Annotated in this window: 10 protein-coding genes; 8 read left to right on the top strand and 2 right to left on the bottom strand. The window is 70.9% G+C overall.

Annotated elements, in window-relative coordinates; genetic code table 11:
* Positions 1-70 precede the first annotated feature (70 nt).
* From NQ151_RS15660 to NQ151_RS15625, 8 genes are all read left to right on the top strand, one after another.
* Positions 71-892 carry a large exoprotein gene (locus NQ151_RS15660; RefSeq protein WP_257528661.1) on the top strand — a complete coding sequence of 274 codons (822 nt, stop codon included), beginning with the start codon at positions 71-73 and terminating at the stop codon, positions 890-892.
* Positions 893-956: 64 nt separating this feature from the next.
* Positions 957-1,946 (top strand): aldo/keto reductase, encoded by a 990-nt coding sequence (locus NQ151_RS15655; RefSeq protein WP_257528660.1) that lies wholly within the window; start codon positions 957-959, stop codon positions 1,944-1,946.
* A gap of 110 nt (positions 1,947-2,056) precedes the next feature.
* The gene (locus tag NQ151_RS15650) at positions 2,057-3,787 is read left to right on the top strand and encodes an ABC transporter ATP-binding protein (RefSeq protein ID WP_257528659.1); all 1,731 of its coding nucleotides are present in this window, start codon (positions 2,057-2,059) and stop codon (positions 3,785-3,787) included.
* Complete coding sequence (locus tag NQ151_RS15645) at positions 3,784-5,772, top strand: ABC transporter ATP-binding protein (RefSeq protein WP_257528658.1); 1,989 nt, start codon at positions 3,784-3,786, stop codon at positions 5,770-5,772. The genes NQ151_RS15650 and NQ151_RS15645 overlap by 4 nt, the downstream gene beginning before the upstream one ends.
* A gap of 57 nt (positions 5,773-5,829) precedes the next feature.
* Positions 5,830-6,714, top strand: a complete 885-nt coding sequence (locus NQ151_RS15640) for a PP2C family protein-serine/threonine phosphatase (protein ID WP_257509497.1) — start codon at positions 5,830-5,832, stop codon at positions 6,712-6,714.
* 66 nt (positions 6,715-6,780) lie between these two features.
* Entirely contained in the window at positions 6,781-9,552 is a 2,772-nt protein-coding gene (locus NQ151_RS15635) for an FtsK/SpoIIIE domain-containing protein (protein WP_257528657.1), read from the top strand.
* Positions 9,553-9,600: 48 nt separating this feature from the next.
* Positions 9,601-11,160: an APC family permease gene (locus NQ151_RS15630; protein ID WP_257528656.1), complete on the top strand. Its 1,560-nt coding sequence runs from the start codon at positions 9,601-9,603 to the stop codon at positions 11,158-11,160.
* 7 nt (positions 11,161-11,167) lie between these two features.
* Positions 11,168-12,388 (top strand): saccharopine dehydrogenase family protein, encoded by a 1,221-nt coding sequence (locus NQ151_RS15625; protein ID WP_257528671.1) that lies wholly within the window; start codon positions 11,168-11,170, stop codon positions 12,386-12,388.
* A 70-nt stretch (positions 12,389-12,458) separates the two neighbouring features.
* Here NQ151_RS15625 and ald read toward each other — a convergent pair whose 3' ends face one another.
* Both ald and NQ151_RS15615 read right to left on the bottom strand, forming a co-directional pair.
* Complete coding sequence (ald, locus tag NQ151_RS15620; RefSeq protein WP_257509500.1) at positions 12,459-13,574, bottom strand: alanine dehydrogenase; 1,116 nt, start codon at positions 13,572-13,574, stop codon at positions 12,459-12,461.
* Between the two features lie 37 nt (positions 13,575-13,611).
* Complete coding sequence (locus NQ151_RS15615; protein ID WP_257509501.1) at positions 13,612-14,601, bottom strand: asparaginase; 990 nt, start codon at positions 14,599-14,601, stop codon at positions 13,612-13,614.
* Positions 14,602-14,605 lie beyond the last annotated feature (4 nt).

The raw sequence follows: 14,605 nt of genomic DNA, 5'->3' as shown, positions 1-14,605 counted from the left end.
CGCTAGCATGTGACCGCAGGACACTTGTCCCGCTGGCGCCGTAGGCGCCACATCTCGACGGAGGTCGACCATGAGTCCCTACGACACAGACGGCGGTATGCTCGCGCTCATCGCCGTATTCGGCTTCATCTGGCTGCTGTTCGGCATCGCCGGCTACGTCCTGACGTCGCTGTTCATGATGAAGCTGTTCGACAAGGCAGGGGTTCAGGGCAAGTGGCGCGCCTGGGTGCCCGTCTACAACACCATGATCTTCGCCAAGCTGGGCGATCTGAACCCGTGGTGGCTGCTGATCGCCTGGGTCGCCGGTGGCGTGCTGTCCGGCGTCGGCATCGGCTGGCTGTTCCTGGTCGCCGCCAGCGTCTACACCGTGCTCGCGGCCTACCGCGTCGGTCTCAAGCTGCAGAAGGAGCCGGTCTGGCTCGTGCTGTACATCTTCCTGACGATCGTGTGGTTCGGCATCGTCGCCTTCGACAAGTCCCGTTGGAACCTCGCCGTCCCGCCGGCGCCCTGGGCGAACTCGTTCCTCAAGGACACCACCGTGTGGGCGGGGATCCCGGCGCAGACCGCGGTCGGCGGTTACCCGGCAGCCCCCGGCTACCCGGGCTACCCGCAGCAGCCGACCGGCTACCAGCCGCCGGCAGCTCCCGCCGGCTACCAGCCGCCGGCAGCTCCGGCCGGCTACCAGCCGCCGGCAGCTCCGGCCGGCTACCAGCCGCCGGCGGCTTACCAGGCGCCCGCCGGCTACCAGCCGCCCGCGGCCACTCAGCCGCCGCCCTACCAGCCGCCGGCAGCGCCCACCACGCCGCCCACGGAGCCGCCTGCCGCTCCCCAGCCGCCGACCGAGCCGCCGACGACCGAGCCGCCTGCTGCCACGGAGCCTCCGAAGCAGTAGTCACACCACCACAAGAGCCCTCCGCCCGCGCGGAGGGCTCTTGTGTGCGCGCTAGCGTGGGGGCATGACCGCTCTCGCATCGCGCCGCGTCGGCTCGTCCGGCCTCGTCGTCTCCGCTGCCGGCCTCGGCTGCAACAACTTCGGGCGGGCAGGCACCGCCACCGAGACCCTGGAGGGAACGCGTGCGGTGCTGGATGCCGCGATCGACGCGGGCATCACGTTCCTGGACACCGCGGACATGTACGGCAAGCAACCCGGCCTGTCCGAGACGCTGATGGGGCAGGCGCTGGGTTCCCGCCGCGACGAGGTGGTGCTGGCGACCAAGTTCGGCCATGCCGGCTTCGCGATGACGGGGCTGCCGGCAGACGCGAAGGGGTCCCGCTCCTACATCCGCCGGGCAGTTGAGGGGTCGCTGCGGCGGCTGCAGACCGACTGGATCGATCTGTACCAACTGCACACCCCCGATCCCGGCACGCCGATCGAGGAGACCCTCGATGCGCTCGGCGACCTTGTCCGCGAGGGCAAGGTGCGCTACATCGGGCACTCCAACCTGACCGGCTGGCAGATCGCCGAGGCCGACTTCGTCGCGCGCGGGCGCCACGGCGTGCCGTTCATCTCGGCGCAGAACCATTACAGCCTGCTGGCCCGCGCCGCCGAGCGCGACGTGCTGCCGGCGGTCGAGCGCTTCGGGCTGGGGTTCTTCCCGTACTTCCCGCTTCACAACGGGCTGCTCACCGGCAAGTTCTCCCGCGACGCTGCGCCCACCGACACCCGCATCATGCGGCAGCGCCGGCACGTGTACGACGACGCCCCGTGGGACGCGCTGGAGGAATACCGGGCGTTCTGCGACGCACGCGGCATCACGATGCTCGAGGCCACATACGGCTGGCTGCTGGCCCGGCCCGCGCTGTCCAGCGTCATCGCCGGCGCAACGACCCCCGAGCAGGTGCGCGCCAACGCAGCGGCAGCCAGCGCCTGGTCGCCGAGTGCCGACGACCTCGCCGCGATCGACGCGCTGTTCCCGCTGGTCGAGGACCCCGCTGCGCGCGTGTGAGGCGCGTTCGCCGAGGGCGCACCGGGCGCTCGTCGGCTCTCTGGCAGAGGATGTGACGCTGGCGTAGCGTCGGATCCCGTGCGTCGTGCTCGGCGCGGAAAGGAACGCCCGTGCTCGGGAAGCTTCTGGTGCGGTACGCCACGCCGATGTGGCCGCTCATCGTCGCCGTCGTGGTGTTCCAGCTGGCGCAGTCGGTGGCATCCCTCATGCTGCCCACCCTCAACGCCGACATCATCGACAAGGGCGTGGTCACCGGCGACATCGAGGTGATCTGGTCCACCGGCGGCATCATGCTCGTGGCCAGCGCCGTGCAGATCGTGTGCGCCATCATCGCCGTCTGGTTCGGGTCGCGCCTGGCCACCGCCGTCGGGCGCGACCTGCGCGCCGACCTGTTCCACCGCGTTGTGGCCTTCTCGCAGCGCGAAGTGGGGCAGTTCGGGGCGCCGTCGCTCATCACCCGCAACACCAACGACGTCCAGCAGGTGCAGATGCTGGTGCAGGTGTCGGCCACGCTGATGATCTCCGCCCCCATGCTCGCCATCGGCGGGGTGATCATGGCGGTCCGCCAGGATGCCGGGCTGTCCTGGCTGATGGCGGTATCGGTGCCGCTGCTGCTGGTGATCGTGGGACTCATCGTCGTGCGCATGGTGCCGGCGTTCACGCAGATGCAGCAGCGCATCGACCGCGTCAACCAGATCCTGCGCGAACAGCTCACCGGCATCCGCGTCATCCGCGCGTTCGTGCGCGAACGCCAGGAGCACGACCGGTTCTCCCGCGCCAGCGAAGACGTCATGGACACGGGGCTGCGAGCCGGAAACCTCATGGCGCTGATGTTCCCCGCCGTCATGCTGGTGATGAACCTGTCCAGCGTCGCGGTGATCTGGTTCGGCGCCGGGCAGGTGCAGGATGCCGGAGTGCAGGTCGGCACGCTGTTCGCGTTCTTGAACTACATGATGCAGATCCTCATGGGCGTCATGATGGCCACCTTCATGTTCGTGATGATCCCGCGAGCCGCCGTGTGCGCGACCCGCATCGGCGACGTGCTCGACGCGGAACCGTCGGTGAAGGCGCCCGCCGCCGCGGACCCGGTGCCGCCGGCGTCGGGGCGGATCGACTTCGACCACGTCGACTTCGCCTACCCGGGCGCGGATGAGGCGGTGCTGCACGACCTCACCTTCACCGTTGCCCCCGGTACGACGACGGCGATCATCGGATCGACCGGATCGGGCAAATCCACCCTCGTCGGCCTCGTCCCGCGGCTGTTCGATGCCACCGGCGGCGCAGTCAGGGTCGATGGGGTCGACGTGCGTGCGTACGATCCCGACGACCTGTGGAAACGGATCGGGCTCGTGCCGCAGCGGGCGTTCCTGTTCTCCGGGACCGTCGCGTCCAACCTGCGCTACGGCAACGCCGAGGCCACCGACGACGAACTGTGGCAGGCGCTGGAACTGGCGCAGGCGAGGGACTTCGTGCAGGCCATGCCCGAGCAGCTCGCCGCCCCCATCGCACAGGGCGGCACCAACGTCTCCGGCGGGCAGCGCCAGCGCTTGGCGATAGCGCGGGCACTGGTGAAGAACCCCAGCATCCAGATCTTCGACGACTCGTTCTCGGCGCTGGATCTGCGCACCGATGCGGCGCTGCGTCGGGCGCTGGACGAGCAGCTCCCCGACACGACCCGGCTGGTCGTCGCACAGCGGGTCTCCACGATCCAGGGCGCCGATCAGATCATCGTGCTCGAACACGGCCGCATCGTCGGCATCGGCAGGCATGACGAACTCCTCGAGACGTGCCAGACGTACCGCGAGATCGTCGGTTCCCAGCTCGCAGCGGAGGCGGCATGAGCGGCCCCGGTCCCCGCGGCCCCGGCGGCATGAGCGGCCCCGGCCCGCGCGGCCCCGGCGCACTCGCCCTGCCCGTGCAGAAGGCGCAGAACTTCGGCCCCAGCGCGAAGCGCCTGTCCGGGATGCTGCGGGTGGACATGCCGCAGCTGATCGCCGTGCTGCTGCTGGGAGTGCTGAGTGTCGCGCTGTCGGTGACCGGCCCGAAGATACTCGGCGAGGGCACGAACGTCGTCTTCGCGGGATTCATCTCACTGCAGGCACCCGCCGGTGCCACCCAGCAGCAGGTGGTTGACGGCCTCATCGCGGCCGGCGACCAGGAGCAGGCCGACATGCTCGCCGCGATGGACTTCGTGCCGGGGGCGGGAATCGATTTCGACCGTCTCGCGTGGATCCTGGCCGCAGTGCTGGCGGTGTACCTGTTCTCGGCTGTCTTCGGCTGGCTGCAGGCGCGGATCCTCAACGGCATCGTGCAGCGGGCGATGCATCGGCTGCGCATGCAGGTCGAGGACAAGATCCACCGCCTGCCGCTGTCGTACTTCGACCGGGTGCAACGAGGCGAACTGCTCAGCCGGGTGACCAACGACGTCGACAACATCGGCCAGACCATGCAGCAGACGCTGTCCCAGGTGATCGTGTCGCTGCTGACGGTCGTGGGCGTGCTGATCATGATGTTCGTCATCTCGCCGCTGCTCGCGCTGATCGCGCTGGTGACGATTCCGCTCACGATCGTCATCACGGTGCTCATCGCCCGTCGCTCGCAGCGGCTCTTCGTCGCGCAGTGGACGGCCACCGGCGTGCTCAACGCGCGCGTCGAGGAGACGTTCTCCGGCCACTCGATCGTGAAGGTGTTCGGTCACCAGCGAGAGGTGGAGGAGGACTTCCGAGCCGAGAACGAGGAGGTGTACCGAGCCACCTTCGGCGCACAGTTCCTCTCCGGCATCATCATGCCCGCGATGATGTTCGTCGGAAACCTCGTGTACGTCGGCATCGCCGTCGTCGGCGGACTGCAGGTGGCAGGGGGGCGGCTGTCCATCGGCGACGTGCAGGCCTTCATCCAGTACTCGCGCCAGTTCACCCAGCCGCTGAGTCAGCTGGGGTCGATGGCGAACCTGCTGCAATCGGGCGTCGCCAGCGCCGAGCGGGTGTTCGAGCTGCTCGACGAGCAGGAGCAGAGCCCCGACCCCGATCCGGCCCAGACCGTGGACGAGCAGGCCAGCGACCTCGACTTCGAGGCGGTGTCGTTCCGCTACACCGCCGACAAGCCGCTCATCGAGGGCCTCGACCTGTCGGCGCGGCCCGGGAGCACCGTCGCCATCGTCGGGCCGACCGGGGCGGGCAAGACGACGCTGGTGAACCTCATCATGCGCTTCTACGACATCGACGCCGGCCGGATCACGCTGGACGGGCTCGACATCCGGGCGATGACGCGCGACGATCTGCGGTCGCGCACCGGAATGGTGCTGCAGGACACGTGGCTGTTCGCCGGCACGGTCCGCGAGAACATCCTCTACGGCCGCCCCGACGCCAGCGAGCAGGAGATGGTGGATGCCGCCTCCGCGGCGTACGTGGACCGGTTCGTGCACGCCCTCCCGGACGGCTATGACACCCTGCTGGACGATGAGGCGACGAACCTCAGCGTGGGGGAGCGGCAGCTGGTGACGATCGCACGGGCATTCCTGGCCGACCCGCGACTGCTGATTCTCGACGAGGCCACGAGTTCGGTGGACACCCGCACCGAGTTGCTCATCCAGCGGGCCATGTCGCGGCTGCGCCAGGACCGCACCTCGTTCGTCATCGCGCACCGGCTCTCCACGATCCGCGACGCCGACCTCATCCTCGTCATGGAGCAGGGCGCGATCGTCGAACAGGGGACCCACGACGAGCTGCTGGCGGCCCAGAACGCCTACTGGCGGCTGTACAACGCGCAGTTCGAGGCGCCGCTGGACGATGACGGCGCACCGAGCGGTGTCGAGGCTGTCCACTAGGATGTGAAACGCGTTCCTTTTCCGGAGCGCATCCGCTGACACGGGAAGGCTGCAAGCGTGCCCGAGGCCACCACCCAGACGCGCGTCGTCGCGGTGCCCGGTGGGGAGCTGACGCTGTCGTGGGCCGCGGTCACCGACGTCGGCCGCCGCCGTGAGGTCAACCAGGACGCGCTGCTCGCCCACTACCCGCTGTTCATCGTCGCCGACGGCATGGGCGGTCACATCGGCGGCGAGATCGCCAGTGCGCGGACGATTGAGCGACTGACCACCGTGGCCGAGAAGGACACCGTCTCGACCAAGGCCATCGAGAAGGCCCTCTCCCGCGCCGTCGAGGACATCGCCAAGCATCCCGGAGCCACCGACGACGGCACCGGCACGACGGTGACCGGCGTGTTCCTGGACGTCTCCGGCGACGAGGCCACCTGGGTCACGCTCAACATCGGCGACTCGCGGGTGTATCTCATGCGCGACGAGAGCCTCATGCAGATCACGACGGACCACTCGGTCGTGCAGGAACTCGTCTCCGCGGGCCGGCTGAGCCCGGAAGAGGCCGAGAACCACCCCTACGGCAACGTCATCACCCGGGCCGTCGGCCCCACCGAGAGCGTCACGCCCGATTACGTGCGCCTGGACATCGTCGACGGCGACCGCTTCGTCATCTGCAGCGACGGGCTCACCAAGGAACTGACCGACTACGGCATCCTGCACTTCCTCCTGGAGCACGCCGACCCCGCCGAGGCGGTGGATGCCATGCTGCGCGCTGCCGTCGAGAACGGCGGTCGCGACAACATCTCGATCATCGTGCTCACCTCGGAGCTGTTCGTCGACGACATCGACGGCGATACCGCCGAACGGCCGCAGACCGCCGCGACCCACGTGATCCAGACGGTGCCGCCGCAGGACGACGCGAACGGCGCAGCGTCCTCCACAGCCTCCGACTGATTCGCAGCATCCGCACTGGGCCGATCCGGCGCTGCGGGCAGGCGCCGGGTGCGGTGTGCTGGGAGCATGGCCGCCACCGACCCCGTCGCCGACGAACCGCTGACGCTGCCGGTTGCCGCGGAGCCCGCGCCGCGGCCGGCACTGCCTGTGGTCTCGGCACTGCTGCCCGTCGCGGCAGCGGTCGGGTTGTGGGCGGTGACCGGGTCGGTGTTCTCGCTGTGGTTCGCCGCGCTCGGACCGCTGCTGGCGGGGGGTGCGGCGCTGGACGGCCTGCGCTCGGCCCGCCGCGACCGCCGCCGCGCACGGCAGCGCCATGAACGCGCCCGCGCCGAGACGATCGACGCCCTCGAGGCCCGTCACGCCGGAGAGCGGGCGCGGCTGCACGGCATCCACCCCGACGTGGCCGCCTACCTCGCGGCGCCGCAGGAGATCTGGCGCACCGTGCCGGGGCGGCCGGGCCACCTCGTGGTCGGCGTGGGGGAGCGGACCAGCGCGGTGCGTGTCGGCGGCGGCACCACCCGCGCCGATGCGGCGCTGCGGGCACGAGCGGCCGTGCTCGCCGACGCGCCGCTGACGGTGCCCGCCGCCGCGGGCATCGCCGTCGTGGGCCCGCCGGTCGCCGCGGCGGCCGTCGCGCGCGGGCTCGTGCTGCAGCTGTGTCTGACGTCCCCACCAGGCGATGTGCGCGTCGTGGGTGCCGCCGCCACCGACGGCGGCTGGAGCGCCGCTCTGCCGCAGCGGCAGGCGCTGACCGGCATGGCGGTGCAGCTGCACACTCCCGGAGAGGCAATCGAGCGCGGCGTCGACGCCCTCGTCGCCGTCGTGGCGCCGGGGACCCCGCCACCGCCGCGCTGCGCGGCCGTGCTCACCCTCACCGGCCTGACCACCGCGCGGCTGGACCACGGGGGTCTTGCCCGCGACGTGACGGTGGAGCCGGTGGGGAGGGCACAGGCGGCCGCGATCGCCGATGCGCTCGACACCCGCGCCGGCCAGGTGGCCGGCGGCGCCCCCACCCCGTCGGGGGACCTGGCCGACCTGCTCCCGCTGGTGCCCGCGGCCGCACCGGGCACCCTTCCGGCGATCATCGGGCGCGACGGCGGCGAACCGGTCGTGGTGGATCTCGTCGTGGACGGCCCGCATGCGGTGGTCACCGGCGTCACAGGAGCAGGGAAGAGCGAGCTGCTCGCCACGTGGATCGCGGGACTGTGCGCCACGCACACGACCGCGCAGGTGGCGTTCCTCCTCGCCGACTTCAAGGGCGGCCGTGCCTTTGACCGGCTGGCCGCGCTGCCGCACGTCACCGGTGTGCTCACGGACCTCGACGAGGCGACCGCGCACCGCGCGATCGAGAGCCTTCGGGCGGAGCTGCGCCATCGGGAGCGGGTGCTCGCCGACCGCGGCGCGCGCGACGTCGATGAGGCGGCGGGCGCGCTGCCCAGGCTCGTGATCGTCGTGGACGAATACGCCGCCCTGGTGGGGACGCAGCCGGGTCTGCACGACGTGTTCGCCGACATCGCCGCGCGCGGGCGCGCCCTGGGCATGCACCTGATCCTGGCCGGACAGCGCGCCGGCGGGGTGTTCCGTGACGCGTTGCTGGCGAACTGTCCGCTGCGCATCTGCCTGCGGGTGACGGATGCCGCCGACTCGCGATTGGTCATCGGCACCGACGACGCGGCGTCGCTACCAGGCGACCCGGCCGCCCGCGGGCTCGCGCTGGTGCGCCGGGCCGCCGACCGCGTCCCGCGCACCGTGCGCGTCGCGGTGTGCTCGCCGCCGACCCTCGCCGCTCTCGCCGCCGCCGCCGCCGGCCCGCCGCCGCGACGGCCCTGGTTGCCGGAACTGCCGGCCGTGCTGCCGCTGGCGTCGCTGACCGCGTCGGCGGACCCGGGCGGGGGCACGCTCCTGCTCGGCCTCGCGGATGAGCCGCAGCGGCAGCGGCAGCGGGCAGTCGCGCTGCTGCCCGCCGATCGCGGCCTGCTCGTGGTGGGAGGACCTGCGTCGGGCAAGACCGGCGTGCTGTGGGCGGCGGCCGCGCAGCACGACCCGGCACGCACCGTCACGGTGCCGCGTGACCCGGAAGCCGCCTGGGACACGATCGACGCATTCAGCGGCCTGCCGCCGGGAACGCTCGTGCTGCTGGACGACGTCGACGCCCTGGTGGCTCCGTTCGGACCCGACCACCAGGCGTTGATCGTCGACCGCGTCGAAGCCCTCGCACGTGACTGCGGCCGGCGCGGCATCCGCGTCATCGCCACCGCGCAACGCCCCACCGGCCTCGCCGGCCGCCTGGCGCCGCTGCTGCCCCGGCGGGCGCTGCTGGCACTGCCCACCCGCGCGGATCACGTCGCGGCGGGCGGGGAGGCATCGGCGCACCGCCGTGACCTGCCGCCGGGGCGCGGCACTCTGGACGGCGTCACGGTGCAGTTCGCGCTCGCCGCAGGCCCCGCCGAGCCCCCGCCGCCACCGGTGCCGCTGTTCGAACCGGCGGGGCTCACCGCTGTGGTGGCGCCCGCCTCGCCCGCCGCCCGTGCGGTGCGTGTGCGATGGGCCGCCGCGGGCATCTACGTGCGCGAGCTCGGACAGCATGCCGGCTCCGGATCCCCGGTGCCCGAAGCCGGGCCGGCGGTGCTGTGGGGCGAGGCGGAGATCTGGCTGCGCGAATGGCGCACCCTGCAGGCGATGCGCGGTTCGGGGACGCTCGTCATCGACGCCGCCTGCGCCGGGGAGGTGCGTGCGGTGACCGGGTCGCGCACGCTGCCGCCCTATGCGGCACCGGCCCGCGCGCGGGCGTGGGTGTGGGACGCCACATCGGCCGCCCGGCGCGTGCGTCTGGAATGAGCGGGCCGCGACTTGACGCGACCGGGCGGCGGGCATACTTTCGGCTCTGTGACGACGACGCCCATCGATCTCAGCCGACCCGACGGCAAGGGCCTCGCAGCAGGAACACTCGGTCTGTGGGGCTCAACGGTCATCGGACTGGCCTCCACCGCGCCCGTCTACTCGCTGGTGGCGACCCTCGGCTGGGTCGTGCTCGCGGTGGGCGGGCAAGCGCCGATCGCCTTCGTGCTCGCGTTCATCCCGATGCTGTTCATCGCCTTCGCCTACCGCGAGCTCAACAACGCCGTACCCGACTGCGGCACGACGTTCACGTGGGGGACGAAGGCCTTCGGCCCCTGGGTGGGGTGGCTGGGCGGGTGGGGTGTCGCCGTGGCCGGGATGGTCGTGCTCGCCAATCTCGCCCAGATCGCGTCGATCTACTTCTGGTCGCTGCTGGGTCTGGAGTTCGAGAACAACGACTGGCGCATCATGCTGGTGGCCGTGGCGTTCATCGCCGCGATGACCTGGGTCAGCTGGCGGGGTGTGGAGATCGGCGAACGCATCCAGAACGTGCTGCTGGGGCTGCAGTACCTCGTGCTGGCGATCTTCGTCGTCGCGGCGCTGTGGCACTACTTCGCCGGCACCGCGCCGGCGCCGACCGCGTTCGACTGGGCCTGGTTCAACCCGCTCGCGTTCGTCACCGACACCGGCGCGTTCAACGAATCCGGCTTCGCCGAGGCGGTGCTGCTGGCACTGTTCATCTACTGGGGCTGGGACACCTGCCTGGCGCTGAACGAGGAGACCAAGGACCCCAAGCACATCCCGGGCCGGGCCGCGCTGCTGACGACCGTCATCCTGCTGGTGACTTACGTCGGTGTCACCGTCGCCGCCATGATGTACGCCGGCATCGGGGAGGCCGGGTCGGGCCTGGGTAACGAGGCCAACGCCGACGACTTCTTCCTTGCGATCAAAGACGGCCTGCTCGGGCCCGTCGGTTGGCTGCTCGTCGTCGCCGTGCTGGTCTCGGCCGTCTCCTCCACCCAGACCACGATCCTGCCCACCGCCCGCGGCACCCTCGCGATGGCCGCCTACAAGGCGCTGCCGCGCCGGTTCGCTGCCGTGCACCCGACCTACAAGACGCCGTCCTTCTCCACCCTGGTGATGGGGGTCGTCGCGTCCGTCTACTACGTGTGCATGTCGCTGATCAGCGACAACATCCTGCAGGACTCGATCCTCTCCCTCGGGCTCGCGATCGCGTTCTATTACGCCATCACCGGGTACTCGTGCGTCTGGTACTTCCGCCGCGAGCTGTTCACGTCGGCGCGCTCGTTCTTCTACCGAGGCCTCCTGCCCCTGCTGGGTGCCGCCATGCTCACGTGGGCGTTCGTCCGCTCCGCAATCGACATGTGGGATGTCGACTACGGCTACACCGTGGTGTGGGGCATCGGCGGGACGTTCGTGATCGGCGTGGGCTCGCTGGCGTTCGGTATCGTGCTCATGCTGATCTGGTACGCCTTCCCCCGCGCCAAGCCCTTCTTCCGCGGTGAGAGCCTCAATCGCGACACGCCCGTCCTCGTCCCTGAGGATCCCGCCGACTATGGCCGCTCGGTCGACGGCGGACTGGCCTGATCGCATCATGCGCATCCTCATCATCGGCGCCGGCGGTGTCGGCTCCGCCGCCGCCCGCATCGCGGTGCGCCGGGACTTCTTCGACGCCCTCGTCATCGCCGATTACGACCCCGCCCGGCCGCAGGCGCTCGTGGACGACCTGGGCGACGGTCGCCTCGCGGCGGCGCAGGTCGACGCTTCGGATGCCGACTCGGTGGCATCCCTCATCCGCACCCACGGCGCGACCCACGTGCTCAACGCGGTTGATCCGCGGTTCGTCATGCCGATCTTCGACGGCTGCTTTGCGGCGGGGGCCACCTACCTCGACATGGCCATGAGCCTGTCGCGGCCCCACGCCGATAAGCCCCACGAGCTGCCGGGGGTCAAGCTCGGCGACGAGCAGTTCGCGCAGGAGCAGCGCTGGGCCGACGCCGGGCTGCTGGCGCTGGTGGGCATCGGCGTGGAGCCGGGGCTGTCCGATGTCTTCGCCCGTTACGCCGAGGACGAGCTGTTCGACGAGATCGACGAGTTGGGCGTGCGGGATGGCGCGAACCTCGTCGTGGCGGGGTACGACTTCGCGCCGTCGTTCTCGATCTGGACCACGATCGAGGAATGCCTGAACCCGCCGGTGATCTTCGAGCGCGACCGCGGCTGGTACACCACGGCACCGTTCAGCGAGCCGGAGGTGTTCGACTTTCCCGAGGGCATCGGCCCGGTGGAGTGCGTCAACGTCGAGCACGAGGAAGTGCTGCTGATGCCGCGGTGGACCAAGGCGAAGCGGGTGACGTTCAAGTACGGACTGGGGGACGGGTTCATCCAGGTGCTGCAGGTACTGCACAAGGTGGGACTGGACCGCACCGAGCCGATCGCGGTGAAGGGCGTGCAGGTGTCCCCGCGCGATGTCGTGGCCGCGGCCCTGCCTGACCCGGCGACCCTCGGCGACAGGATGACGGGAAAGACCTGCGCCGGGGTGTGGGTCACCGGTACCGGCAAGGACGGGCAGCCGCGGTCGACGTATCTCTACCACGTAGCCGACAACGAGCAGACGATGCGGGAGTACAACTCGCAGGCCGTGGTGTGGCAGACCGCGCTGAACCCGGTGATCGCCCTGGAACTGCTCGCCGCGGGCGTGTGGTCCGGTGCCGGGGTGCGGGGGCCGGAGTCGTTCGACGCCCGCCCGTTCCTCGACCTGCTCGCCGCGCCCGCGCCCGGCGGCTACGGCTCGCCCTGGGGCATCAAGGAACTCTGAAGCCGGGCATCCGTCGGCGTCCGTCGTTCCCTGTCGCCAGGAGGCCGGCGCCCGCCGCCCGCCGGAGCGGTCAGGCCAGGGCGCCTGCCAGCGGTGCGAGTGGCAGGGCATGCGCGGTGGCCACCCCGGCGTTGACGACGGCGCCGGCGTGGGTGTTCAGCCCCTCCGCGAGCGCGGAATCGGCGCGCATGGCCTCCTGCCAGCCCAGTGCCACGATGCGGCGGATATAAGGCATGGTCGCGTTGGTCAGTGCCGACGTCGAGGTGTTCGGTACGGCTCCCGGCATGTTCGCGACGCAGTAGAAGACGCTGCCGTGCACCGTGAAAGTGGGGTCGGCGTGGGTCGTGGGACGGGTGTCCTCGAAGCAGCCGCCCTGGTCGACGGCGATGTCCACGAGCACCGACCCGGGCCGCATCCGCGCGACCATCGCATTGGTCACCAGCTTGGGCGCCTTCGCCCCCGGGATGAGCACCGACCCGATCACCAGATCGGACGACACCACGGCGGCATCGAGGTCGAGCGGGTTGGATGCCGCGGTCTTCACCCGTCCCTGGAAGTGGTCGTCGAGGAACCGCAGCCGTTGCACGTTGGTGTCGAAGATCGTGACGTCCGCGCCCATGCCGGCCGACAGGTACGCCGCGTTGGCGCCGGCGACCCCGCCGCCGATGATCGTGACCCGGGCGGGCCGGGTGCCGGGCACCCCGGACATCAGCAGCCCGAGACCACCCGCCGAGCGCATCAGCGTCGACGATCCCACCATCGGCGCCAGGCGCCCGGCGACCTCGCTCATGGGCGCCAGCAGCGGCAGCGTGCCGCTGGGCAGCTGCACCGTCTCATAGGCGATCGCCGTCACCCCGGCGGCGACGAGCCGCTCGGTCAGTGGCCGGTCCGCGGCCAGGTGCAGGTAGGTGAACAGCACCAGGTCCTCGCGGAAGTACCCGTATTCGCTGGCGATCGGCTCCTTCACCTTCAGCAGCAGCTCGGCCCGGGCCCACACCTCCGCCGGGTCGTCGAGAAGCGTCGCACCGGCGGCGAGGTATTCGGCATCCGTCATCGATGATCCGTTGCCGGCGCCGGTCTGCACGAACACCTCGTGTCCGGAGGCGACGAGGTCGTGCACCCCGGCGGGGGTCAACGCCACCCGGTACTCGTTGTTCTTGACCTCGGCTGGTACGCAGATCCTCACTGATCGCTCCTTTTCCGCGCCCGGGGTGTGGGCGCCGCTACACCGTCGGGCGGATGGCTCCGACGTCTTTGCCGCCGCCGCTGACTGTCAGCGGGAGCGCACCGAGCACCTGCGCGACCTGCCCCGCGGGCAGGGCGCCGGCACGCACCAGCAGTGTGAGGGCGACGACGGTCGCCGCCCGCGAGCTGCCGTCGAGCACTTTCAGCGCCACGGTCGTGCCGTCGGGGGCGGCCATGACCAGTACGCCTTCGGCGCCGGTCTTGGCGAACACGTCGAGTTTGTCGATGACGACGGAGTCGGGTCGCCCCTCGCCGTCGATCGTCCACGGGTTCTCCTTCACCGCGCGGACGAGCGTGGCCGCGTGGCGGTGCAGGGCGAAGGGGGAGCGTTCGGACGAGGTGACGATGCGCTGGATACCGCGCGCGAGCGCCGCCAGGGTCATGCCGTAGACGGGCGCCCCGCACCCGTCGACCGCGGTGATGGACACCTTCGTGCCGCTGAGGCGTTCGATGACCTCGCGGATGTGCATCTGCAGTGGGTGGTTCACGTCGAGATACGTCGCGGTGTCCCACCCGTTGACGGCGCACGCCAGCATCATCGCGGCGTGCTTGCCGGAGCAGTTCATGCGGATGCGCGAGGGTGCGCCCAGTTCCCGGACGAGCTCATCGCGCGTCGCGGTGTCGCCCGGCCACGCGGGCGGGCAGCCGAGGTCGTCCTCGCCGACACCGGCGCGGTGCAGGATGCCGCGGACGACGTCGACGTGGCGGTCGGTGCCGGCGTGGCTCGCGGTGGCAAGACCCAGGCTCTCGCCGTCGAGGTCGGCTCCGGCGGTGAGGCACGCAAGTGCCTGCAGCGGCTTCAGGGTGGAGCGGGGGAGGATCGCGGTGTCGATGTCTCCCAGCGCGGTGCGCACCGAGCCATCGGGGGCGAGCACCACGGCGCTGCCGGTGTGTCGCGACTCGACGAAGCCACTGCGCTCGACGACAGCGAGCTCCACGGCATCCTTGGCGGAGAACGTCTGCGGCACACCT

Origin of the sequence: Microbacterium sp. zg-YB36, from assembly GCF_024623575.2 — a bacterium.
Lineage (GTDB): Bacteria > Actinomycetota > Actinomycetes > Actinomycetales > Microbacteriaceae > Microbacterium.
Note: the sequence above shows the minus strand (reverse complement) of the source record. Positions and strands in the feature narration are given on the sequence as shown.